Below are 20,084 nucleotides of genomic sequence, written 5' to 3' on the forward strand. Positions count from 1 at the left end.
GCCTGATCGTTGAAGGTCAATCCCAATGGCTATAGAGACTCGTGCGCACGCGCGCGAGGAAAGATTTGGCTATCCGCCAGGCACAGGTGGGTGGCGGGGTTGGCGCCGGCAAACAGGTCTGCATCGGTGCCGGTGGCCCAGGCCTGCACCCCCATGGCGGCCAGCCGGGCGAACAGCGCTTCGCGGCGTTCCGCATCCAGATGCGCGGCGATTTCATCCAACAGCAGGATCGGCGGGCGGCCGTGGCGCTGGCTGACCAGGGCGGCATGAGCGAGCACAATGGCGATCAGCAGCGCTTTCTGCTCGCCGGTGGAGCAATGCGCCGCCGGCATCGCCTTGGCGGCGTGGGTGACGATCAGATCGGCGCGGTGCGGGCCTTCGAGCGCGCGGCCAGCAGCGGCGTCGCGGGCACGGCCCTTGGCCAGCCGGGCGGCGAGATCTTCCGGATCATCGCCCGAAAGCTTGATCAGTGGCCGGGCAAAGGGACCATCCTGCGCAGCGGCGGCCTGGCCGGCGAGTGCCATCACCACATCGGCCCGCGCGTCGGTGATGGCGGCACCGTGGCTGGCCATGTCGGCTTCCAACCCGGCCAGCCAGACCGGATCGGCCGGCGTATCGCCAGCGAGCAGTCGGCTGCGTTCGCGCATGGCAGCGTCATATCGATTGACGCGCGCGCCGTGGCTGGGGTGCAGCGCCAGCACCAGCCGATCCAGAAACCGCCGGCGCGCCCCGGCGCTGTCGGAAAACAGCCGGTCCATGGCGGGGGTGAGCCACACCAGCGCCAGCCATTCGCCGAGGGACGCGGCGCTGGCATTGGCGCCATTGATGCGCACCAGTCGGCGATCGGGCGCGCTGGCCTGTGTGCCGGTGCCGATCTGCACCTCACCGGCCGCTGTTGCGAGTGTCGCCGCCACGCTCCAGCCGCCGGGTCCAGCGTGGCGTGCGGCGTCTGACAGGGCGGCGCCGCGCAGGCCGCGGCCGGGTACGAGCAGGGAAATGGCTTCGAGGATGTTGGTCTTGCCGGCGCCATTTTCGCCGGTGATCACCACCAGGCCCGGCGCGGCGGCAAGGCTGGCGGCGGCGTGGTTGCGAAAATCACTGAGGGACAGCCGGGTGATCGCCGCGATCACAGCATCAGCAGCCGGTGCTGGCCGCGATCGAAGCGGTGATAGGGGATCGGCCGCGTCGGGTCATCCAGCCGCGCGGCGACATCGGCGAGAATGGCGCGGGTGATGCTGGGCAGATCGAGCTGCGCGGCGGCGTCCCAATCGAACCAGGCGATTTCATCAAGCTCGCCGCAGCCGGCGGTGGGATCGAGGCTGACAAGATGTTGCGCATCGACCGTGAAGAAGCGCGCATCGAAGCGGCGCGGGCGCACCGGCGGCGTGATGGCGCGGCCGACGAAGCTGAGCGGCGCGAGATGCGGCAGGTGGCCGGTGGCGAGAAAGTCACGCCATTCCGGCGATCTGGTGCGCGCCGCGCCGGGCGCGCCCAGCACCAGGCCGGTTTCCTCGAACAATTCGCGCACCGCTGCCGTGGCCAGCGCGCGGGCGCGGCCCAAAGCCCTTGGTCCCGGCGCGGTCTGGCCTAGGCGGCGCGCCGTGTCGTCACCAAGTTCGCTGGCGGCGGCGACGCGGTAATCGGATGGGTGCAGCCGCCCGCCGGGGAACACCCATTTCTGCGCCATGAACACATGGCCCTTGGCCCGCCGGCCCATCAGGACGCGGGGGGCGGGGCCATCGCGGCGGATCACCAGCAGGGTGGCAGCATCCTTGGGCCGCAGCGAGCGGCCGGCAAGGATGGGCACATTGTCTTCATCGACCTTCATGGGCGGACCGTAGCGCATTGACGGCGCGGGCGTCACCCCTCCGTCGCCCTTCGGGCGCCACCTCCCCTGAAAGGGGGGGAGTTGATTGATCCTCCCGTTCCAGGAGGGGTGGCCGCCAGGCCCGAACGCAGTCGTTCAGACCAGCGTGCCCAGCGCCGCCGCCGTATAATCCGTCAACTCGCCAAAGCGGCCATCGCGCACCTTGTGCGCCCAATCGGGATCGACGATCAGCGCGCGGCCCACTGCGACCAGATCAAATTCATCGCGCTCCATGCGGGCGATCAGGCCATCCAGGCTGGCGGGCTGCGAGGCTTCGCCGCCCATGCCGGCGATGAATTCGCCGGAAAGGCCGACGCTGCCGACGCTGATCGTGGCCTTGCCGGTGAGCTTCTTGGCCCAGCCGGCGAAGTTGAGGCCGTCCGGGCCGTCGATTTCGGGAAACTCCGGTTCCCAGAAACGACGCTGCGAACAATGGAAGGCATCGGCGCCGGCATCGGCGAGCGGTGCCAGCCACGCCAGAAGTTCAGCAGGCGACGGCGCCAGCCGATAGCCGAAATCCTGCTGCTTCCACTGGCTCAGCCGGATGATCACCGGGAAATCCGGGCCAACTTCGGCGCGCACGGCCTTCAGCATCTCGGCGGCAAAGCGCGCGCGTTCGGGCAGGGTCGGGCCGCCCCAGGCGCCGCCGCGCTGGTTGGTGACGTCCCAGAAGAACTGATCGATCAGATAGCCATGGGCGCCGTGCAGTTCCACCGCATCGAAACCCAGATTCTTGGCGTCTCCGGCGGCGCGGGCGAAGGCGGCGATGGCGTCGGCGACGTCCGCATCGGTCATGGCAACGCCATTCTCCCGGTCGGCCATATAGACGCCCGACGGGCTTTCGGCGGTTTCAGCCTTGGGGTTGCGGCGATTGGGCAGGGCGCCGACATGCCACAATTGCGGCGCGATAAGGCCGGCTTCGCTGTGCACGGCCTTGACCACTTCGCCCCAGCCCGGGAGCGCGTCGCCAAAGAAATGCGGCACATTGGGGTCGTTGGCGGCGCCCGTGCGCTCGATGGCGGTCCCTTCGGTGATGATCAGGCCAACACCGCCGGCAGCGCGCTTGCGATAATATTCCGCCACATTCTCGCGCGGAATGCCGCCCGGTGAAAAGCTGCGCGTCATCGGGGCCATGGCGATGCGGTTGGGCAGCGTCAGGCCATTCAGGGTGAAGGGGCGGAAAAGGGTTTCGGTGCTCATGGCCGCTGGTTAGCCGGGGCGCGCGTGCAAGGGAACCTCATCTTTTCTTCATGGGGGTGTGGCCCCGTTATCGGCCCCGTCATTCGGGCGTCTGCGCCAGCGGATGGCAGCGGTTGACCAGTTCCACCAGCGCCGCGGCGGCGACATGGGTATAGATCTGCGTGGTGGCGATATCGGCATGGCCCAGCAAGGTCTGCACGATGCGCAGATCGGCGCCGCCTTCCAGCAGGTGGGTGGCAAAGGCATGGCGCAGCACGTGCGGGGAAATGCGCGTCGCCGGGATGCCGGCCGCCGCTGCCAGTGCGCGGATCAACTGCCACAGCCGCAGTCGTGTCAGGTGCGCGTCGGCACTGCCGCGCCGCCCTGATGGAAAGAGAAAGCGGCTGGTGACATGCACATGGACGGCCCAGGCCAGCACGGCGGCTTCGGCGCGGCGGCTGATCGGCACCAGCCGTTCCTTGCCGCCCTTGCCCAGCACCACCATGTGGCCGCGCCCGGCGCGCACGCCGCTGCGCGGCAAGGCCACCAGCTCGGTGGCGCGCAGGCCGGAGCCATAGAGAAGTTCGACAAGCGCACTCAGCCGCAGCGTGCGCGGATCGTCTGGCTTTGCCGCCACCTGTTCGGCCAGCGCGGCAAACAGGCGCTCGACGTCGCCGGCCCCCAGCGTCTTGGGCAATGGCCGGGCGGCGCGGGGCAGCGCGAGATCGCGCCCCGGATCATCGCCGCGAATGCCTTCCGATGCCAGAAACGCCAGGAACTGCCGCACCGCCGAGCCCTTGCGCGCCGCACTGGCGCGGGCCAGCGGTGCCCAATGGCGTGCCAGCACGGCGAGCGCGGCGGCGTCTGCCGCGGCGAGCCGGCCGCCGAGAAATTCGCTGGCCTGGGCAAGATCGCGGCCATAGGCGAGCAGCGTGTTCTTCGCGGCACCACGTTCGGCGGCCATGGCATCGAGGAACAGGGCGATCGCCTGCGGATCGCCGATGTTGGCGCTCAAGCCGGCAGGCCCCCGGCAGCCCGGGTGACGGCTTCGGCGGCAAAATGCCGGGCTTCGGCGCGGTGTCCGGTCGCCACCAGCGCAGCGACAATCGCCTCGATATGCGCGGGCGGCACATCGGCCCAACCGCCCTGCAGGCCGGTGGCCGCGAGCAGGGCGACTTCGCCCGCGGCGCCGCGGCGGGCGGCGTTGTCGATGGCGGTGCGCCAGCGGCCGGGGGTGGGCGTGATCAGTTCGCGGCGCAGCCCGTCCCAATCCTGGCCCCGCGCCGCGCCCAGCCCGCTGAGCGCGGCCAGCAGTATGCCGGCGCTGCGCGGCGAAGCATCGGTGCCGCTGCGCCATTCCTTGAACGAACCCAAGGATGCCGACACGTCGCTGCCGACCGCCAGCAAGGCCCAGGCGCGCACCCTCGCGTCGTCATCGGCGGCCCTGGCGATGGGCCACCAGCGCGATGCGGCGCGCTCGTTGCCGGCGGCCAGCAACGCCGCAATGATGGCGGGGGAATCGCTGGCCAGCGCCGCCTCCGGACGCAAGGCCGCAGCGGCCGTCGCGGTTTCCAGCAGTGCGCCATAGGCATCGCCGCCCGCCGACACGCTTGCGCGGATCGCGGCCATCGCGGCCGCGCGCGCGGCCGGCGCGCCGGCGGTGAAGGCATCGCGCAGATTGGCGGCACGGCTGCCGGATGCAAACCCGCCATTGGCATCGGCCGGCGACAACGCCGACACGCCGCTGGCCAGTTCGGCAGTGGATAGATTGCCCTGCATGGCCGCAGCGCGCAGCAATGCCAGCCGGGTTTCGCCGCTCACTGCCGGATTGCGCACCACCCAGCCCGCATGGGCCGGGCCCAATGCGGCCAGGCGATCCGCCGGCACCGGCACCCCGGCGGCCGTGGCGACGCCGTAACGATAGACGGTCAGCCCCTCCACTTCCTCCCAGTTCACGCCATCGGCGCGGCCGCTGCGTCCGGCACCGCCGGCCAGCACGGCAACGCGCTGCGCCAGCCGCACGTCGAAGGGCGCGACGCGGCGGCGCTGACCGCGCAGCACATCGATGATGTTGGCCGACGTCAGCTCATCCCCCTCCATCGCCGCGCACATGCCATAGGCCAGATCCCACAGCGGCCCCGGCGTCAGCGCGCGCCCGGTGGCGGCGATCGGGCACAGGCCGGCGATGTCGGCCGCCGCCAGCGAGACTTGCGCGGCCATCGCATAGGTGGCCGGCGTGAAGCGATCGACGGGCAGCACATCGATCAGCCGGCGGGCGCCATCCACTTCGCCCTGGCGCAGCAGCAGGCCTGATCTGGCCGCCACCCAATCGCCATCGCCAAGCCCGCGCGGGCCCGGCACGCGCGCCAGCAGCGCGCGGCGCAGCGCGATCGCCGCCCAGCGCGAGGCCACCGGCCGGGTGATGCGCGCCGCCAGCACGGCCAGGAACCGGCCATTGCTGCCGGCAAAGCTGTCATTGCCAAAGCCGCCTTTGGTCTCGGCCGGAAACACCCCGATCGGTGCGCCGGGGGGCAGCGCGGCGCGCGCGGCAAAGGGATCGGCCGCCTCGGGCGGCAGCACCATGCCATCGGCAGGCGCGTCGGACAGCAGCGGCGGCACATCGGCGCCGGAAGCATTGGCGCTGGGCGCTGTTGGCGGCGCGACGCCGGGCAACAGCGGCGCCGGTGCAGCAGCCGGTGACGATGCCGGCACGTCAAAGCCCGGCGGCAGCAGCGATTTCGGCTTGTCCGCCGGCTGGCTGCCCGCCGGCGCAGCCAGCAGCGCAGCCACCAGCATCAGGCCGCGCCGTGCCCGGTGCGCCCTGAATGGGCCCATGTTTGCCCCAAGGCTTGCCCCCAGGTTTGCTGTCGCCATGGCCGCGTGTATAGCGGTGCAGACGATGGACGGCGACCCGAAAATCCTTGGCGAGGGCACGACCCCGGCGCCAACCCCTGCCGCTGCACCGGTGACCGACCGGCTGGCGCTGGCAGCGCGCCGGCCGATCACGCTGGTCGGCCTGATGGGCGCCGGCAAATCCAGCATCGGCAAGCGGCTGGCGCTGCGGCTGGGCCTGCCGTTTGCCGATGCCGACACCGAAATCGAAGCCGCCGCCGGGCTCAATATCCCGGAAATCTTCGCACGTTTTGGTGAGGCGCATTTTCGCGACGGGGAGCGCCGGGTGATCGCGCGGCTGATCGATGGCGTCCCCAAGGTGATTGCCACCGGCGGCGGCGCCTTCATGCACGCGGAAACCCGGGAACTGATCCTGGCACGCACCCAGGCCGTGTGGCTGAACGCCGAAGTGTCCACTTTGGTCGATCGGGTGCGACGGCGCGGCGGCCGGCCGCTGCTGGCCGGGCGCGATCCCGGTGTGGCGCTCGCCGAGCTGGCCGCGGTGCGCAATCCGGTTTATGCGCTGGCCCCGATCCAGGTGCTCAGCCGGCCGGGGCCGCACCACGACATGGTGGAAGCAATCATCACGGCGCTGGCCGCCGCGAATGCCACCAACATCGAGGCGGGAGAGGCCACATGATCGTCGATGTCGCGCTCGGCGCGCGGGCCTATCCGATCACCATCCAGGCCGGACTGCTGGGCAATGCCGCGCCGGTGCTGGGCCGGTTTGCCCGCGGTGGCCGTCTGGCGGTGGTGACCGATGCCAGCGTGGCGCCCCTGTATCTGGATGCGTTGGCGGCCGGCCTGCCCGATATCGTGCTGGAACCGATCGTGCTTCCGCCGGGCGAAGCCACCAAGGATTGGGCACATCTGCAACTGGTGGTCGAACGGCTGCTGACGCTGGGCATCGAGCGCGGTGATGCGGTGGTGGCGCTGGGCGGCGGCGTGATCGGCGATCTCACCGGCTTTGCCTGCGCCATCCTGCGCCGCGGCTGCCGGTTCGTGCAGGTGCCCACCACCTTGCTGGCGCAGGTGGACAGCAGCGTCGGCGGCAAGACCGCGATCAACGCCGCTGCCGGCAAGAATCTCGTCGGCGCCTTTCACCAGCCGTCGGCCGTGCTGATCGATCCCGAAGTGCTGGCCACGCTGCCCCTGCGCGACCTGCGCGCCGGCTATGCCGAGGTGGTGAAATATGGCCTGATCAACGATGCCGCGTTCTTCGCCTGGTGCGAAGCCAATGGTGCGGCCGTGCTGGCCGGCGACACCGCAGCGCAGACCCATGCCATTGCCCATGGCTGCCGCGCCAAGGCCGCCGTGGTCGCCGCCGATGAGCGCGAGACGGACGATATTCGCGCCCTGCTCAATCTGGGCCACACCTTCGGCCATGCGTTCGAGGCCGCGGCAGGGTTCGGCGACCGGTTGCTGCACGGCGAGGCGGTGGCGCTGGGCATGGCGCTGGCGCATCGCTTCGCGGCGCGGCGCGGGCTGATTTCGGCCGCCGATGCCGCGCGCGTCGATGCGCATCTGGCCACCATGGGCTTTGTCATCCATCCCGCCGCGCTCGGCCTTGATACCAGCGCCGCCGAACTGATCCACCACATGCGGCAAGACAAGAAGATGACCGCCGGCACCCTGCCCTTCATCCTGCCGCGCGCGCTGGGCAACAGCTTCGTGGCCAAGGACGTGCCTCTGGGCGAGGTCGAGGCGTTTCTGACCGAAGAATTGGCCGCCTGATCAGCGCGGAATCGGGATGCGGTAATCGACAAATCCCGACCGCGTCGCCACCCGATCATAGAGCCTTCGCGCCTGCGCGTTGGTTTCGTGGGTGAGCCAGCGCACATGCGCCGCGCCGAACCCCGCAGCATCGGCCACGACATGCGCGATCAACGCACCGCCGACGCCGCCACTGCGCAGCGCTGGGTCCACATACAGATCCTGCAGATAGCAACTGTCGTGCACATCCCAGCAGGTCGGCTGGCGCAGCCAGTGCACCAGGCCCACCGGCGGGCCACCGTCACGCCGCGCCAGCGCGCCATACATGCCGTGGGCTGGATCGAGCAGTCGCTGCCACGTGCGGTCAAACACCGCTTCGGACAGCGTGACGCCATAGAATGTCTGATACGCCGTCCACAGCCGCCGCCAATCGGTTGCGTCCGCTGGTTGCAATGGGGCGATGCGGATGGCCATCAGGCACCCAATGGCCGAAACGCCAGCCACGCCGCCACGGCCAGCAACGGCAGGCCGGCGAGATCGACCAGCGCGATCTGGCGCAGCGCCGCCGGCTGACCAGCGGCCGCGAACAGCCACAGGAAGGACAGCATCGATGTCGCCACCGCCACACTCGCCAGCGGCCGCACGTCCGGCCGCCACACCGCCCAGGCGCAGACCAGCACGATCACCAGAAACAGCGCCGCACGGTGGTGCAGCAGCAGGAAAGTCGCGCTGCCTGGTGGCACACGGTACAAGCGGCTGATCAAGGCCGGCTGTACCAGCGCTACAGCCGGCGTGAGGTGAATCAGGCCCAGCCCGGTCCAGCACAGGGCAGCAATGATGTTGGCGGCGGTCATGGCGAGCGGACTCGTGTTGACAAAGGCTGACATGCTTGTGACATGTCAGCGATCAAGGATCAAGTGGCAGTCGAGATCACGGAGGCAGCATGGCCACACCTGGCACCGGCAACGACGATCCAGCCGCACGGCAAAGCGATGCGGCCTTCGGGATGATCAAGGCCGAGATCGTGGCGTGCCGCCTGGCGCCGGGCAGCCGCTTTTCCGAAGCCGGCCTGTCGTTGCGATTTGGCCTGGCGCGGGCGGCGGCGCGGGCCGCACTCACCCGGTTGGCTGAACAGGGCCTGGTCGTGCCCGTCGCGCGCCATGGCTATACGGTGGCGGCGGTGACCGTGCAGTCCATCCGTGATCTGTTCCAGGTGCGGTTGATCACCGAGCCCAAGGCCGCGGCGCTGGCCACCGGGCGGATCGACGTGCCGGCGCTGCGGCGGATCAACCAGCCGCCACAGGACGCGCGCACCGCCGCAGCGCAACTGGGCTTCGTTGCGGCCAACCGGGCCTTCCACCATGCCATTGCAGCGGCCACCGGCAATGCCAGGCTGATTGCCATCCTCGATGCGCTGGCCGACGAAGGCGAGCGGCTGGTGCATCTGGGCCTGTTCGGGCCTGGATCCCAACATGGCGACCGCGCCGCTGCCGACGATGGCCATGCGGCCTTGCTGGCGGCCTTCGCGGCCGGGGATGCCGCTGCTGCTGAACAGGCCGCCACCGCGCACATCGAACACGCTCGCGCCATCGTGCTCGCCCGCGTGATGGATGGCATGGGCGATGTGCCGATCCGGTGAGGCTGCGGCGGCGGCGAAATCATTGCTAAACACTTCTGCCGTAAGGACGATATCGGGCTGGTGCGGGGGTGCTTATGCGGATCGGGGAATTGCTGGTCGCGGCCGGCGTGGTCAGCGAAGCCGATATCGCGCGCGCCCTTGATCGGCAGCACGAGGACGGCGGCCGGTTGGGGCCCAATCTGGTGGCGGTGGGTGCCATCACTGCCGACGAACTGGCCCGTTTCTGTGACGGTGTGCCGGTGGAGCCGGCGACCATCGAAGACACCGGCCTGCCCGAAAATTTCCTCATCGATCTGTTGCTGAAATTCCTGTTTCTCGGCCCCGCCGAAACCGTGGCCGATCTGTCGGCGGCGGTGCGGCTGTCGCCCCGGCTGGTCACCGATCTGCTGGAAGCGGCGGTGCGCGGGCAATTGACAGTGGCGCTGGGCGGCGCCGGGCTGATGATGCGCCACCAACTCACCAACGCCGGCAAGACCCGCGCGCGCGAGGCGCTGTCACGATCCGGCTATATCGGCCCGGCGCCGGTGCCGCTGGAGGTCTATGCGCATTGGCTCGAACGCCAGAAGGTCACCAACGAAGTGATCGACGTGCCGTGCATGCGCCGGGCCTTCGAAGGCCTGGAGATTGCCGATGTGCTGGTCGACAAGCTCGGCCCCGCGGTCACGTCGGGCCGCGCGCTGCTGATGTATGGGCCGCCGGGCAACGGCAAGACCTCGGTGGCGCAGCGGCTGGAACGCGTGTTCCGCCAGATCATCCACATCCCGCATGCCGTGCTGGTCGAAGGCCAGGTGATGACGGTGTTCGATCCCGATGTGCACCAGCCCGTCGATCCCAACGCGCTCGCCCGGCCGCGGCTGGTGACGTCGCTGTACCGCGACGAAGCCGATGGCCGCTTCGTGGCGTGCCGCCGGCCGTTCATCATCACCGGCGGCGAACTCACCATGGAAATGCTCGATCTGAAGCATGAATCCGGCGGCAATTTCTATGTGGCGCCGCTGCACATGAAGGCCGCTGGCGGCTGCCTGCTGATCGACGATTTCGGCCGCCAGATGGTCTCCCCCACCGCATTGCTCAACCGCTGGATCGTGCCGCTGGAAAACAAGGTCGATTATCTGAAGCTCGCCACCGGCAAGAGTTTCCGGGTGCCGTTCCAGACGGTGGTGATCTTCTCCACCAATCTGGCGCCGGCCGACCTGATGGACCCGGCCTTCCTGCGCCGCATCCCCTACAAATTGGAAATCGGCCCGCCGTCTTCGCCCGCCTGGCGCCGCATCTTCAAGGGCGTCGCCGCCAGCCATGGCATTGCCGCCGACGACAGCCAGATCATCGAGATCGAGCGCGAATTGACCGTCACCCACGGCCTCGCGCTCGCCGCCTATCAGCCGCGCTTTCTGATCGAGCAGATCATCGCCTCGGCGCGCTTCAAGGCGATCCCGCCGATGTTGACGCCGGATCTGGTCGCGCTGGCGCTCGACAATCTTACCGTGGGCGGCGGTGGGGGTGAGCCGGGGACATTGGCGCGGGTGGCGTGAGGCTTTGGCGGGCAGCGCGCATGGCAATATCATACCGGACCACGCGGCGCGGCCTCGCCCTCACTTGCGCTCCCACACATCGCCGGCCGGCAGCGCCGGCTTGGCCAGCGCCGCCTCCACCGCTTCATCGCCCAGCAGCCAGCGGCGCCACCAGAGCGTGGCCATCATGGCGACACGATCCTGCATGGCGGCTTCCACCGCATCGCGGCGCGTGTCGCCGGCGAAGACCATGTGTTCGGCGTTGGCCAGCACCAGCAGCGCCTTGCGGCCATCTGCCGGCGCGCCCACGTAGGGCGCGCTGCGCCTGGCGACTTCGCGAGCAGCCACTTCGGGCGTGGCGTTGGCGGGCACGCCATCGCGACTGCCGGTGATCACCAGCAGTGGCCGGCCAATGGCGCCGAACAGGCGGATCGCTTCAGCCGGATCGGCGGGGCCGGAGCTGCTCATCGCGATGAAAGCGCGAAAACGGCGATCGATGGCGGACGTCTCGCCGTTGGTGTCGCGCTGTCCGGCCATCGCCTGCACCACCCAGCCGCCCATGCTGTGTCCGGCCAGGCCCAGCCGCTGCCCATCGATGCGGGTCAGGTCACAACCGCCCTCGCGCGGCCGCCGCGCCAACTCGTCCGCCACGAAACCGATATCGGCAATGCGTGCCAACACTTGCGCCGGTGAAGCGCCGGCACGCACCTTGGCAGCCCGTTCGGCCGGCGTCGCGGTGCCGGCATAGACCACGCCGTCGCTGCCCGGATGCTGCACGCGCACCACGGCGACGCCGGCCGCGACCCAGGCCTGCACCCAACGGCTGGCATTGCCCAGCCCGCCGCCCAGGCCCGGAGTCCAGAGCACGGCGGGCACTGCGCCCTTGCCATCGGGCAGGGTGATGCGCACCGGCACGTCGCGCCCGCGCGGGGCGTCACGCCACAGGCCATCGCAGGTCGCGCCGGTGGCCGGTGCGGCCAGCAGGACGGGCAAGAGCAAGGCCATGCAGGCCGGATACAGATGCATCCGGCCAACATAAGCGAGGATCAGGCCAGCGTCATCTGCCGCTTGCCGTGCTTGACCACCGCAGCCTGGCCGATGCTGGTCGCGGTGGAGACGGTCTGGATCGTTTCCATGAACACGAAATCGCAGCGGGTTTCGGCGGGCGTGAACGTCAGGGTGAGATAGCCGCGCCGGCTGGTGTCACACCAGGCCAGGCCCGGCGAGCTTTGCAGCAAGCCGGCGCGGATCACCGCCGGATCGGCCTTGAGCGACTGCTCATAGCCAGGAGACGTGACCGACTGCACACCGAATTCGGCGGCAACCGGCTTGTTGTCGAGCCTGTGGTTGAACGCCCAGGCATTGTGGCTGTCCCCGGCGATGACGATCGGGTTGGCGCCGGCGTCGGCCATCGCCTTGAGCAGCCGGCGGCGCGCCTGCGGGTAACCGCTCCACATGTCCTGCGCGCCGGGGATGCCGGCCTGCGCCGCCATCAGGCCGCCCTGCACATAGGCCTTGGCGCGGGCATCGGCATCGGGGCCGAGCCATTCCACCGCCTGTTTCGGCGTGAAGATGTCGCCCATCACCACTTGCTGCGCCACCAGTTGCCAGCGCTGCCCGGATTTGACGCTGGCGGCGATTTCGGATGCGAACCAGGCTTCCTGTTCGCTGCCCAGAATCGTGCGGGTGGGCGATTGCCATTCACCGCCGGCAAAGGCCTTGATGGCATCGGGGCCGCCGCGCAGCGCCGCATTCAGGTCCAGCTGCTTGTCGCGGGCGGTCATGCGGGTATCGAGCGTCATCACCGACAGGAGATTGCCGAAATCATAACGCTGATACGGGCGATCGGGGGACATCAGCCATTCGCGGTGCGCCTTCACGGCGGCGTCGCGGCGCAGGTTCCACACGCCTTCATTGTCCTGATGGTTCTGCGCGCCGCCTTTCCAGGTGTCGTTGGCGAATTCATGATCGTCCCAGATGGCAATCATCGGGAAGCGCGCATGGATGGCCTGCAAGGCCGGATCGGCGCGATAGCTGGCATAGCGCTGGCGATAATCGTCGATCATGATGATTTCATCGGCCGGCAATATCTCGCGGCCGGGCATCACCACTTCGGGATACACGCGGGGCTGATATTCATAGATATAATCGCCCAGGTGGATCACCAGATCGATATCGTCGCGCGCGGCGGCATGGGCATAGGCGTTGAAATGCCCGAACGGCCGGTTGGAACAGGACAGCACGGCGATCTTCATCTGATCCAGCTTGCCGGACGGCAAGGTGCGGGTGCGGCCGATCGTGGATTGGCTGCCATCGGGCGCGGTGAAGCGATACCACAGCCAGCGGCCATCGGGCAGGCCGGTGATGCGCGCCTGCGCGGTGCCCCAGGTTTCGGCGCCGGCCACGGCTTCGCCGCGCGCGATGATGCGGGTCAGCCCGGCGTCTTCCGCGACCTCCACCTTCAGCGTGGCGGCAGCGCCGGTGACGCTGGCATAGCGCGTCCACAGCGTGATGGCGCCCGCCGCCGGATCGCCGGACGCAACACCATGGGTGAAACCGCTGCCCGGCCACAGCCGCGCCAGTGCCGGGCGCACCGGCAGGATCAGGCCGGCGGCGGTGGCCGTCAGGAAGGCGCGACGATCAATGGCAGGACGCATGGCAGATTCCCCGTTAGATGCTGGTCGCCAATAAACCGGATATTGTGACAATTTCGAGGGCGCTCGCAACCATGCCGAAAATGCGCCGCAAGGCCGATCTGCCCACCAAGGACTGCGCCGCTTGTGCCCGGCCGTTTGCCTGGCGCAAGAAATGGGCGAAGGATTGGGATCAGGTGAAATATTGCTCTGACGCGTGCCGCACGGGCGCCTATTTGCGCAGCCGTCCAAATGGTGCAGGATGATGGCAAATCTTCCAGGGGAATCGACCATGGCCACCCAATTGAAGCCGCAGAGTGTGCAGGATCAGGTATCGGCGGAGGAGTGGGCGCTGCGCGTCGATCTGGCCGCCGCCTATCGCCTGGTGGCCATGTATGGTTGGGATGATCTGATCTTCACCCATCTTTCGGTGCGGGTGCCGGGTCCGGACCATCATTTCCTGATCAACCCCTATGAGCTGATGTTCGAGGAAATCACCGCGTCGAGCCTGGTGAAGATCGATGTGCACGGCAATCCGGTGATGGAAACGCCCTATCGCACCAATGCCGCCGGCTTCACCATCCACAGCGCCATCCACATGTCGCGCGAGGATGCCCATGCCGTGATCCACCTGCACACGCCGCACGGCCAGGCGGTGTCGGCGCACAGCGAAGGGCTGATGCCGCTCACCCAGACCGCGATGCTGATCCGCGATGAACTGACTTACCATCATTATGAAGGCGTCGCGACCGATCTGGATGAGCGTGAGCGGCTGGTTGCCGATCTCGGCCCGACCAAGACGGCGATGATCCTGCGCAACCATGGCACGCTGACTGTGGGCGAAACGGTGGCTGAGGCCTTCATCAAGATGTATTTCCTGGAACGTGCCTGCGAAGCGCAATGCCTGGCCCTGGCTGGCGGCCAGGATCTGATCAACCACCCGCCGCAGGGCACGCCGGAAAAGGCCGCTGATCAAGGCCGGATGGGCCTGAAACTGGTGGGCAACATGCTGGCCTGGCCGGCGCTGCTGCGCAAGCTGGACCGGATGGACCCGAGCTTCCGGGATTAAAGCGGTTTTCGATCAACCTCGATCAACGTCATCGCCCTTGCGGGCGACCCCTTCAGGGCAGGGCGATCTTGGCTCAGGGCTGCGTTGCTCGTCGGTCACGATGCGGCCAGCATCGCGCCCTTCCCGCGCCTTGCCCTGCACCAAGATCGCGCCCGCGCCGCCGACCCACGTTGGTCGGAAAGCGTTCTAGGCCGTGAACTCATAAATTCCATGCCCCGGCACGGCCCGGAGCGGTCCGGCACGAGTGAGTGAGCGCCGTGGCGGTGGCAGAGCCACCGTCCAAGCGAAGCGAGCGCCCCAGCCGCGTTTACGCGGCGTCCGCCGCTGGGGCCGGGCCGCTCCGGGCCGCCCTTCGGGTTGCCCGCAGAAGCGAAATGGCGTCGTCGACCGGCCTTGCCGGGGGGCGAAGCCCCGCCAGCGGCCGCTCTCCTAGCCATTTCGCTTCTGCGGGCAATGACGGGGTATGGAACTTATGAGTTCACGGCCTAAATCCCCCGCTTCGGCGCGGCGAATACCCGGCGGATTTCGGGTTCAAAGCTTTCCAGGCTGTCCACGTCGAAGCCCGGATCAAAGGCGGGCGCGTCCCAGCGGTCGACGATCTTTTCGGCCATGTCGAACCAGGATTCCCCGCGATATTTCTCGCGGGCGGCCGGGTCCTTGCCCAGATGCTCGTAATAATAACGGCCCTGGAAATCCTGGTGGTGGACGATGGCGTGATAGATATCGTCCGACACATAGGGTTTCAGCATTTCGCCGGCGATGGCGCCATGATTGGGGATGCTGAACAATTTGCCGAGATCGTGGCACAGGGCGGCGACCACTTCCTCATCGCTGGCGCCGTCGCGGCGGGCGAGGGTGGCGGTCATCAGGCTGTGCACCAGCTGGTTGGCACCAAAGCCGACCTCGATGGCTTCCAGCCGCTGCAGCGATTCGATGATCTGCGTCGCGGCGGCGGATTGCTGGTGCTTCATGTGCTCGGCGGCAATGTGCATCCAGTCGTCGCGAGTGCCTTCCAACATGGTGGTGAACATGCGTCTTCTCCCGTTTGCCGACTCAGGCTGCCCGATCGGCCCACACGGCGCGATATTGCTTGCGCAAACTGACCTTGTCGATCTTGGCCGAACCCAGCTTGGGCAATTGCTCTGCCGACATCCACACCTTGGCGGGAATCTTGAAGCTCGACAGGCCGGCTTTGAGGAAATCCACCAGCGCGTCGGGATCGAGATGCTCGCCCGGCTTGGCATAGACCACCGCGCCGACAATTTCGCCCAGCCGCTCATCGGGCAGGCCGAACACGCTGACCTCGGCCACGGCCGGATGGGCATAGATGGCTGATTCCACTTCCTGGCAGCTGATATTCTCACCGCCGCGGATGATGATGTCCTTCTTGCGATCGACGATGAACAAATAGCCTTCGTCATCGAGATAGCCGAGATCGCCGCTGCGGAACCAGCCGTCTCCCACAAACGCGGCTGCGGTGGCTTCCGGCTTGTTCCAGTATCCCCGGCAATTGCACACTGAACGGATGCACACTTCGCCGACCGCCCCGGGTGGCAACGCCGGCCCCACCGCACCGTCGCCATCGGCGATGCGGATTTCGACCAGCGGCGGCGCGGCGCGCCCCGTGGAGGCCGGCTTCGCGCGATAGGATTCGCGGATATTGCCGGCGCCGACGCCGTTGGTTTCGGTCAGGCCATAGCCCTGAACGGGGTGCTTGCCGGCAAATTCGCCGGCCAGCCGCTCGACATGTTCGGGCGGACGCGGCGCGCCGCCGCTGGCGATATCGACCAACGTGGAAAGATCATATTTGTGGCGATCGGGGTGCTGCATCAGCTCCAGCGACATCGTCGGCACGCCGACGAAATAGGTGCAGCGTTCCTTTTCGATCAGACGCAGCGCCTCGCCGGCATCCCATTTGTGCATGATGATCATCTTGCGGCCAATGGCGATCGACACCAGCAGCACCGGCACCAGCCCGGTGATGTGGAACAAGGGCACGTTCAGCAGCATCACCTGCTGCTCTGCCGGTGCCACGCCGGCCTTGGCCGACAGTTCCAGCAACGCCAGGCCGGTGACGAGATAGTTCATCGAAGCCGACACCTGCGCCCGGTGCGTCGACACCGCGCCCTTGGGGCTGCCAGTGGAACCCGATGTGTACATGATCGTGCAATCATCTTCGGGCGACAGTTCGGGCAGATACCACATGCTGTCCGGGCTGGCGGCGAGTTCATCCTCGGCGCGAACGAAGCCCAATTGCTGGGCAACTTCGCCCGACGTGCGCACGGTGATGACGCTGGCCGAGCAGGACAAGGTCGCCAGCCGGCGGGCGCGTTCCTCGTCCGCAATCACCAGCCGGGCGCCGCTGTCGCTGATGCCATATCCCATTTCATCGGCGGTCCACCAGGCGTTCATCGGAATGCACACCGCGCCCATGTGGACGATGGCAAGATAGGCGATGACCCATTCGGGATAGTTGCGCATGGCAACGCCCACCCGGTCACCCTTGGCGATGCCGTGCCGGTGTTGCAGCATGGCGGCGAATTTCAGCGACCGCGCATAGACTTCGGCAAAGGTCAGCCGCTCTTCGCCGAACACCAGAAATTCCTTGGGGCCCTGGGCCGCAAAGAAGGCGCCGAGAAATTCGCGCATCGTTGGCGGCGCCGCACTGAACAGCGGCAGCGTGACGCCACGCACTGGCACCTGCGCCACACCCAGCATGCCGCCGGGCGCGGTGATGCCGGCCACCACTTCGTCAAGCGCGGTATCGAGCGCGGATTTCATGCGTGTCTCTCCAAATCAACAAAAGGCGCGACGACCGCTGCCCGCAGATCTCACCGGCCCTTTGTGCCATGCTCAGCAATGCTTGCAAGCGCAACCATCTGCTCCCCTCCTGCTTGCGGGAGGGGTCGGGGGTGGGATTGCAGAGGTGATGGCCCAAACTTCCAGATAGAAACCCGTCATCCTGAAACAAGTTCAGGATGACCTGTGCTGGATGGGAAACAGCGCCCCTCAATAACCCAATGTGCGCGCCAGCCGGTCGGAATGGAACGCCGCGTCGCCGAACGTCTCCTGGGCGGCGCGGGCGCGCTTCATGAAGAAGCCGATGTCGAAATCGTCGGTCATGCCGATGCCGCCGTGCATCTGCACGCCTTCGTTGGTGGCCAGGATCGCTGCCTCGCCGGCCTTGGCCTTGGCCAATGACACATACAGCGGTGCGCGCGCATCGCCTGCATCCAGCGCCTGCAACGCCTTCAGCGTGGCGGATCGCGCCAGTTCCAGTTCGCAGAACAGATGCGCGGCGCGGTGTTGCAGCGCCTGGAAGCTGCCGATCTTCTGGCCGAACTGTTCGCGCTGCTTGAGGTAATCCACCGTCATCGTGAACGACGTGCCCGATACGCCGAGCATCTCGGCGGCGAGGCAGGCGCGGCCGGCGTTGAGCATCGTTTCCAATATGGCATGGCCTTCACCCACCGTGCCGAGCACATCGGCGCCATCGACCTGCACGTCATCCAGTGTGACACGCGCGGCGCCCCGGCTGTCGACCATCGATCGGCGCGCGACGTTCACCCCTTGCGCCTTGGGGTTCACCAGGAACAGCGTGATGCCGGCCGCATCGTCGGTGTCGCCGCTGGTGCGCGCCGCGACGATCAGCGTGTCTGCGGCATGGCCATCGATGACGAAGCCCTTCACCCCGTTCAGCTTGAAGCCGTTGCCCGAGGGCGTGGCGGTGGTTGCGACATGATTGGGCTTGTGCCGCGCCGCTTCGTCGGCGGCGAGCGCCAGCAGATGCGCGCCCTGCGCGATCAGCGGCAGATATTTCGCCTGTTGTTCGGGCGTGCCGTGTTTCAGCGCCGTGGCGCCGAGCACCGCGGTGGACAGCATCGGCGCGGCGGAGAGATTCTTGCCCATCGCTTCCAGGATGATACCGGCAGCAACATGGCCCATATCGGCGCCGCCATGCGCTTCGGGCACCAGCACGCCGGCAAAGCCCATCTCGGCGATCTTCGCCCACAGGTCGCGCGAGAAGCCATCGGCGTCATGGCGGTCGCGCAACTGGCGATGCTGCGCGACTGGCGCTTCATCGCGGAAAAATCCATCCGCGCTGTCGCGGATCATCTGCTGGTCTTCGGTGAGAACAAGAGCCATTTTTTACTCCACTTCTCTCTCCCCCCAAGTGCTTCTGGGCGGGAGAGGGCGACTCGCCGCAGGCGAGCGGGGTGAGGGGGTGCGGGGAGTGAAGGACTGGGTGCGGGAGCAACCCCTCACCCTCCCACCGCTGCGCGGCGGGCCCCTCCCTCTCCCGCAAGGGGAGAGGGGTCTTAAGCCCCCGGCAATTCCAGCACGCGCTTGGCGATGATGTTGAGCTGCACTTCCGATGTGCCGCCTTCGATCGAATTCGCGCGTGACCGCAGCCACGACCGCGCCAGATCGCCTTCGCCCTTTTCCTCGCCTTCCCAGGCCAGGCCATCGCTGCCGCGGATCGACATCAGCAACTGCATGCGCTCCTTGTTCAGCTCGGTGCCGTAATATTTCAGCATCGAACTCAGCGCGCCGGTGCCCTGGCCCTGCTTGGCTTCGGCCAACGTGCGCTCCATGGTCAGTGCGAAGGCCCAGGCGTTGATTTCGTGGCGGGCGATGTCGGTGCGCAGCGCCGTGTCGGCCAGGATGGCGGCATCCAGCCCGATCAGCTTCCTGGCGATGTTGGAGACCGAATCGCGCTGGCCGCCGCCGGTCGAATCGCTGCCGCCGATCATGTCGCGCTCGTGCGTGAGCAGATATTTGGCGATGTCCCAGCCCTTGCCAGGCGTGCCCATCAGATTTTCCTTCGGCACCTTCACATTGTCGAAGAAGGTCTGGCAGAACGGTGAGGACCCCGAAATCAGCTTGATCGGGGAGGTCGACACGCCTTCGGAGGCCATGTCGAACAGCAGGAACGAAATCCCCTGATGCTTCGGGCCGCTGGCGTCGGTGCGCACCAGGCAGAAAATCCAGTCGGCCTTGTCGGCATAGCTGGTCCACACCTTGGAGCCGTTGACCAGATAATGGTCACCCATATCCTCTGCACTGGTGCGCAAGCTGGCCAGATCGGACCCGGCGCCCGGCTCGCTATAGCCCTGGCACCAGCGGATTTCGCCGCGGGCGATTCGCGGCAAATGTTCCAGCTTCTGGGCTTCATTGCCATATTTCAGCAGCGCCGGCCCCAGCATCCAGATGCCGAAGCTCGACAGCGGCGATCGCGCCTTGATGGCGGCCATTTCCTCGCGCAGCACCTTGGCCTGTTCGCGGCTCAGCCCGCCGCCGCCATATTGGCTGGGCCATTCCGGCACCGTCCAGCCCTTGGCGCCCATGCGCTCCAGCCACAGCCGTTGCGCCTCGCTGGAAAATTCGCATTTGCGGCCGCCCCAGCACACATCATCGTCCCCGCGGATCGGCAGGCGCATTTCGGCCGGGCAATTCGCCTCCAGCCAGGCGCGCGTTTCGGCGCGGAACGCTTCAAGATTGGACATCATCCCTCTCCCACTGGCAATTATGCTCCCCGGCTTTATGGTGCGCCGCGGCGCGCGCGCCAAGCTGGCAGTTG

19 protein-coding genes are annotated in these 20,084 nt (G+C 67.6%); 6 read left to right on the top strand and 13 right to left on the bottom strand.

Annotation, left to right across the window (positions count from 1 at the left end; all coding sequences use genetic code 11):
* Window positions 1-29: 29 nt before the first annotated feature.
* The 5 genes from recF to ABWP22_RS15135 form a co-directional block, all read right to left on the bottom strand.
* Window positions 30-1,127: a DNA replication/repair protein RecF gene (gene recF / locus ABWP22_RS15115; protein WP_353200858.1), complete on the bottom strand. Its 1,098-nt coding sequence runs from the start codon at window positions 1,125-1,127 to the stop codon at window positions 30-32.
* On the bottom strand, window positions 1,127-1,828 hold the full coding sequence (locus ABWP22_RS15120; protein ID WP_353200819.1) for an NUDIX hydrolase: 702 nt from the start codon (window positions 1,826-1,828) through the stop codon (window positions 1,127-1,129). The genes recF and ABWP22_RS15120 overlap by 1 nt, the downstream gene beginning before the upstream one ends.
* Before the next feature lie 135 nt (window positions 1,829-1,963).
* Entirely contained in the window at window positions 1,964-3,067 is a 1,104-nt protein-coding gene (locus tag ABWP22_RS15125) for an NADH:flavin oxidoreductase (protein WP_353200820.1), read from the bottom strand.
* Between the two features lie 79 nt (window positions 3,068-3,146).
* A complete protein-coding gene (locus ABWP22_RS15130; protein ID WP_353200859.1) occupies window positions 3,147-4,010 on the bottom strand; it encodes a tyrosine recombinase in 864 nt (287 codons plus the stop codon).
* Window positions 4,011-4,057: 47 nt separating this feature from the next.
* Complete coding sequence (locus ABWP22_RS15135) at window positions 4,058-5,842, bottom strand: hypothetical protein (RefSeq protein WP_353200821.1); 1,785 nt, start codon at window positions 5,840-5,842, stop codon at window positions 4,058-4,060.
* Between the two features lie 76 nt (window positions 5,843-5,918).
* On the opposite strand from ABWP22_RS15135, the gene ABWP22_RS15140 reads away from it, so the two are divergent.
* Window positions 5,919-6,578: a shikimate kinase gene (locus ABWP22_RS15140; protein ID WP_353200822.1), complete on the top strand. Its 660-nt coding sequence runs from the start codon at window positions 5,919-5,921 to the stop codon at window positions 6,576-6,578.
* A complete protein-coding gene (aroB, locus tag ABWP22_RS15145) occupies window positions 6,575-7,672 on the top strand; it encodes a 3-dehydroquinate synthase (RefSeq protein ID WP_353200823.1) in 1,098 nt (365 codons plus the stop codon). Before ABWP22_RS15140 ends, aroB begins: the two co-directional genes overlap by 4 nt.
* On the opposite strand, the gene ABWP22_RS15150 is transcribed toward aroB, so the two are convergent.
* The gene (locus ABWP22_RS15150) at window positions 7,673-8,125 is read right to left on the bottom strand and encodes a GNAT family N-acetyltransferase (protein WP_353200824.1); all 453 of its coding nucleotides are present in this window, start codon (window positions 8,123-8,125) and stop codon (window positions 7,673-7,675) included.
* The gene (locus ABWP22_RS15155) at window positions 8,125-8,505 is read right to left on the bottom strand and encodes a hypothetical protein (protein WP_353200825.1); all 381 of its coding nucleotides are present in this window, start codon (window positions 8,503-8,505) and stop codon (window positions 8,125-8,127) included. The genes ABWP22_RS15150 and ABWP22_RS15155 overlap by 1 nt, the downstream gene beginning before the upstream one ends.
* An 89-nt stretch (window positions 8,506-8,594) precedes the next feature.
* Here ABWP22_RS15155 and ABWP22_RS15160 point away from each other — a divergent pair, with 89 nt between their 5' ends.
* Together ABWP22_RS15160 and ABWP22_RS15165 are read left to right on the top strand one after the other, a co-directional pair.
* Entirely contained in the window at window positions 8,595-9,290 is a 696-nt protein-coding gene (locus ABWP22_RS15160) for a GntR family transcriptional regulator (RefSeq protein WP_353200826.1), read from the top strand.
* Window positions 9,291-9,364: 74 nt separating this feature from the next.
* The gene (locus ABWP22_RS15165) at window positions 9,365-10,822 is read left to right on the top strand and encodes a DUF8689 domain-containing protein (protein WP_353200827.1); all 1,458 of its coding nucleotides are present in this window, start codon (window positions 9,365-9,367) and stop codon (window positions 10,820-10,822) included.
* Window positions 10,823-10,882: 60 nt separating this feature from the next.
* Here the strand turns inward: ABWP22_RS15165 and ABWP22_RS15170 are convergent, their stop codons facing one another.
* Both ABWP22_RS15170 and ABWP22_RS15175 read right to left on the bottom strand, forming a co-directional pair.
* Window positions 10,883-11,800, bottom strand: coding sequence for an alpha/beta hydrolase family protein (locus tag ABWP22_RS15170; RefSeq protein ID WP_353200828.1), 918 nt, complete (start codon window positions 11,798-11,800; stop codon window positions 10,883-10,885).
* Between the two features lie 47 nt (window positions 11,801-11,847).
* On the bottom strand, window positions 11,848-13,458 hold the full coding sequence (locus ABWP22_RS15175) for an alkaline phosphatase D family protein (protein WP_353200829.1): 1,611 nt from the start codon (window positions 13,456-13,458) through the stop codon (window positions 11,848-11,850).
* A gap of 17 nt (window positions 13,459-13,475) precedes the next feature.
* On the opposite strand from ABWP22_RS15175, the gene ABWP22_RS15180 reads away from it, so the two are divergent.
* Window positions 13,476-13,700, top strand: coding sequence for a DUF2256 domain-containing protein (locus ABWP22_RS15180; RefSeq protein WP_502951138.1), 225 nt, complete (start codon window positions 13,476-13,478; stop codon window positions 13,698-13,700).
* A gap of 26 nt (window positions 13,701-13,726) precedes the next feature.
* Window positions 13,727-14,503 carry a class II aldolase/adducin family protein gene (locus tag ABWP22_RS15185; RefSeq protein WP_353200830.1) on the top strand — a complete coding sequence of 259 codons (777 nt, stop codon included), beginning with the start codon at window positions 13,727-13,729 and terminating at the stop codon, window positions 14,501-14,503.
* A 485-nt stretch (window positions 14,504-14,988) separates the two neighbouring features.
* On the opposite strand, the gene ABWP22_RS15190 is transcribed toward ABWP22_RS15185, so the two are convergent.
* The 4 genes from ABWP22_RS15190 to ABWP22_RS15205 form a co-directional block, all read right to left on the bottom strand.
* Window positions 14,989-15,534 carry an HD domain-containing protein gene (locus ABWP22_RS15190; RefSeq protein WP_353200831.1) on the bottom strand — a complete coding sequence of 182 codons (546 nt, stop codon included), beginning with the start codon at window positions 15,532-15,534 and terminating at the stop codon, window positions 14,989-14,991.
* A 22-nt stretch (window positions 15,535-15,556) separates the two neighbouring features.
* Window positions 15,557-17,284, bottom strand: coding sequence for a class I adenylate-forming enzyme family protein (locus ABWP22_RS15195; RefSeq protein ID WP_353200832.1), 1,728 nt, complete (start codon window positions 17,282-17,284; stop codon window positions 15,557-15,559).
* 228 nt (window positions 17,285-17,512) lie between these two features.
* Window positions 17,513-18,649, bottom strand: a complete 1,137-nt coding sequence (locus ABWP22_RS15200; RefSeq protein WP_353200833.1) for an acyl-CoA dehydrogenase family protein — start codon at window positions 18,647-18,649, stop codon at window positions 17,513-17,515.
* A gap of 173 nt (window positions 18,650-18,822) precedes the next feature.
* A complete protein-coding gene (locus tag ABWP22_RS15205) occupies window positions 18,823-20,013 on the bottom strand; it encodes an acyl-CoA dehydrogenase family protein (RefSeq protein ID WP_353200834.1) in 1,191 nt (396 codons plus the stop codon).
* Between the last annotated feature and the right edge of the window lie 71 nt (window positions 20,014-20,084).

Source organism: Sandarakinorhabdus sp. (assembly GCF_040398665.1).
GTDB lineage: Bacteria > Pseudomonadota > Alphaproteobacteria > Sphingomonadales > Sphingomonadaceae > Sandarakinorhabdus.

Coding starts and splice junctions, on each gene's coding strand:
- ABWP22_RS15120 (WP_353200819.1), bottom strand. CDS start 1,828: ATGAAGGTCGATGAAGACAATGTGCCCATCCTTGCCGGCCGCTCGCTG.
- ABWP22_RS15125 (WP_353200820.1), bottom strand. CDS start 3,067: ATGAGCACCGAAACCCTTTTCCGCCCCTTCACCCTGAATGGCCTGACG.
- ABWP22_RS15130 (WP_353200859.1), bottom strand. CDS start 4,010: ATGGCCGCCGAACGTGGTGCCGCGAAGAACACGCTGCTCGCCTATGGC.
- ABWP22_RS15135 (WP_353200821.1), bottom strand. CDS start 5,842: ATGCTGGTGGCTGCGCTGCTGGCTGCGCCGGCGGGCAGCCAGCCGGCG.
- ABWP22_RS15140 (WP_353200822.1), top strand. CDS start 5,919: ATGGCCGCGTGTATAGCGGTGCAGACGATGGACGGCGACCCGAAAATC.
- aroB (WP_353200823.1), top strand. CDS start 6,575: ATGATCGTCGATGTCGCGCTCGGCGCGCGGGCCTATCCGATCACCATC.
- ABWP22_RS15150 (WP_353200824.1), bottom strand. CDS start 8,125: ATGGCCATCCGCATCGCCCCATTGCAACCAGCGGACGCAACCGATTGG.
- ABWP22_RS15155 (WP_353200825.1), bottom strand. CDS start 8,505: ATGACCGCCGCCAACATCATTGCTGCCCTGTGCTGGACCGGGCTGGGC.
- ABWP22_RS15160 (WP_353200826.1), top strand. CDS start 8,595: ATGGCCACACCTGGCACCGGCAACGACGATCCAGCCGCACGGCAAAGC.
- ABWP22_RS15165 (WP_353200827.1), top strand. CDS start 9,365: ATGCGGATCGGGGAATTGCTGGTCGCGGCCGGCGTGGTCAGCGAAGCC.
- ABWP22_RS15175 (WP_353200829.1), bottom strand. CDS start 13,458: ATGCGTCCTGCCATTGATCGTCGCGCCTTCCTGACGGCCACCGCCGCC.
- ABWP22_RS15180 (WP_502951138.1), top strand. CDS start 13,476: ATGCTGGTCGCCAATAAACCGGATATTGTGACAATTTCGAGGGCGCTC.
- ABWP22_RS15185 (WP_353200830.1), top strand. CDS start 13,727: ATGGCCACCCAATTGAAGCCGCAGAGTGTGCAGGATCAGGTATCGGCG.
- ABWP22_RS15190 (WP_353200831.1), bottom strand. CDS start 15,534: ATGTTCACCACCATGTTGGAAGGCACTCGCGACGACTGGATGCACATT.
- ABWP22_RS15195 (WP_353200832.1), bottom strand. CDS start 17,284: ATGAAATCCGCGCTCGATACCGCGCTTGACGAAGTGGTGGCCGGCATC.
- ABWP22_RS15200 (WP_353200833.1), bottom strand. CDS start 18,649: ATGGCTCTTGTTCTCACCGAAGACCAGCAGATGATCCGCGACAGCGCG.
- ABWP22_RS15205 (WP_353200834.1), bottom strand. CDS start 20,013: ATGATGTCCAATCTTGAAGCGTTCCGCGCCGAAACGCGCGCCTGGCTG.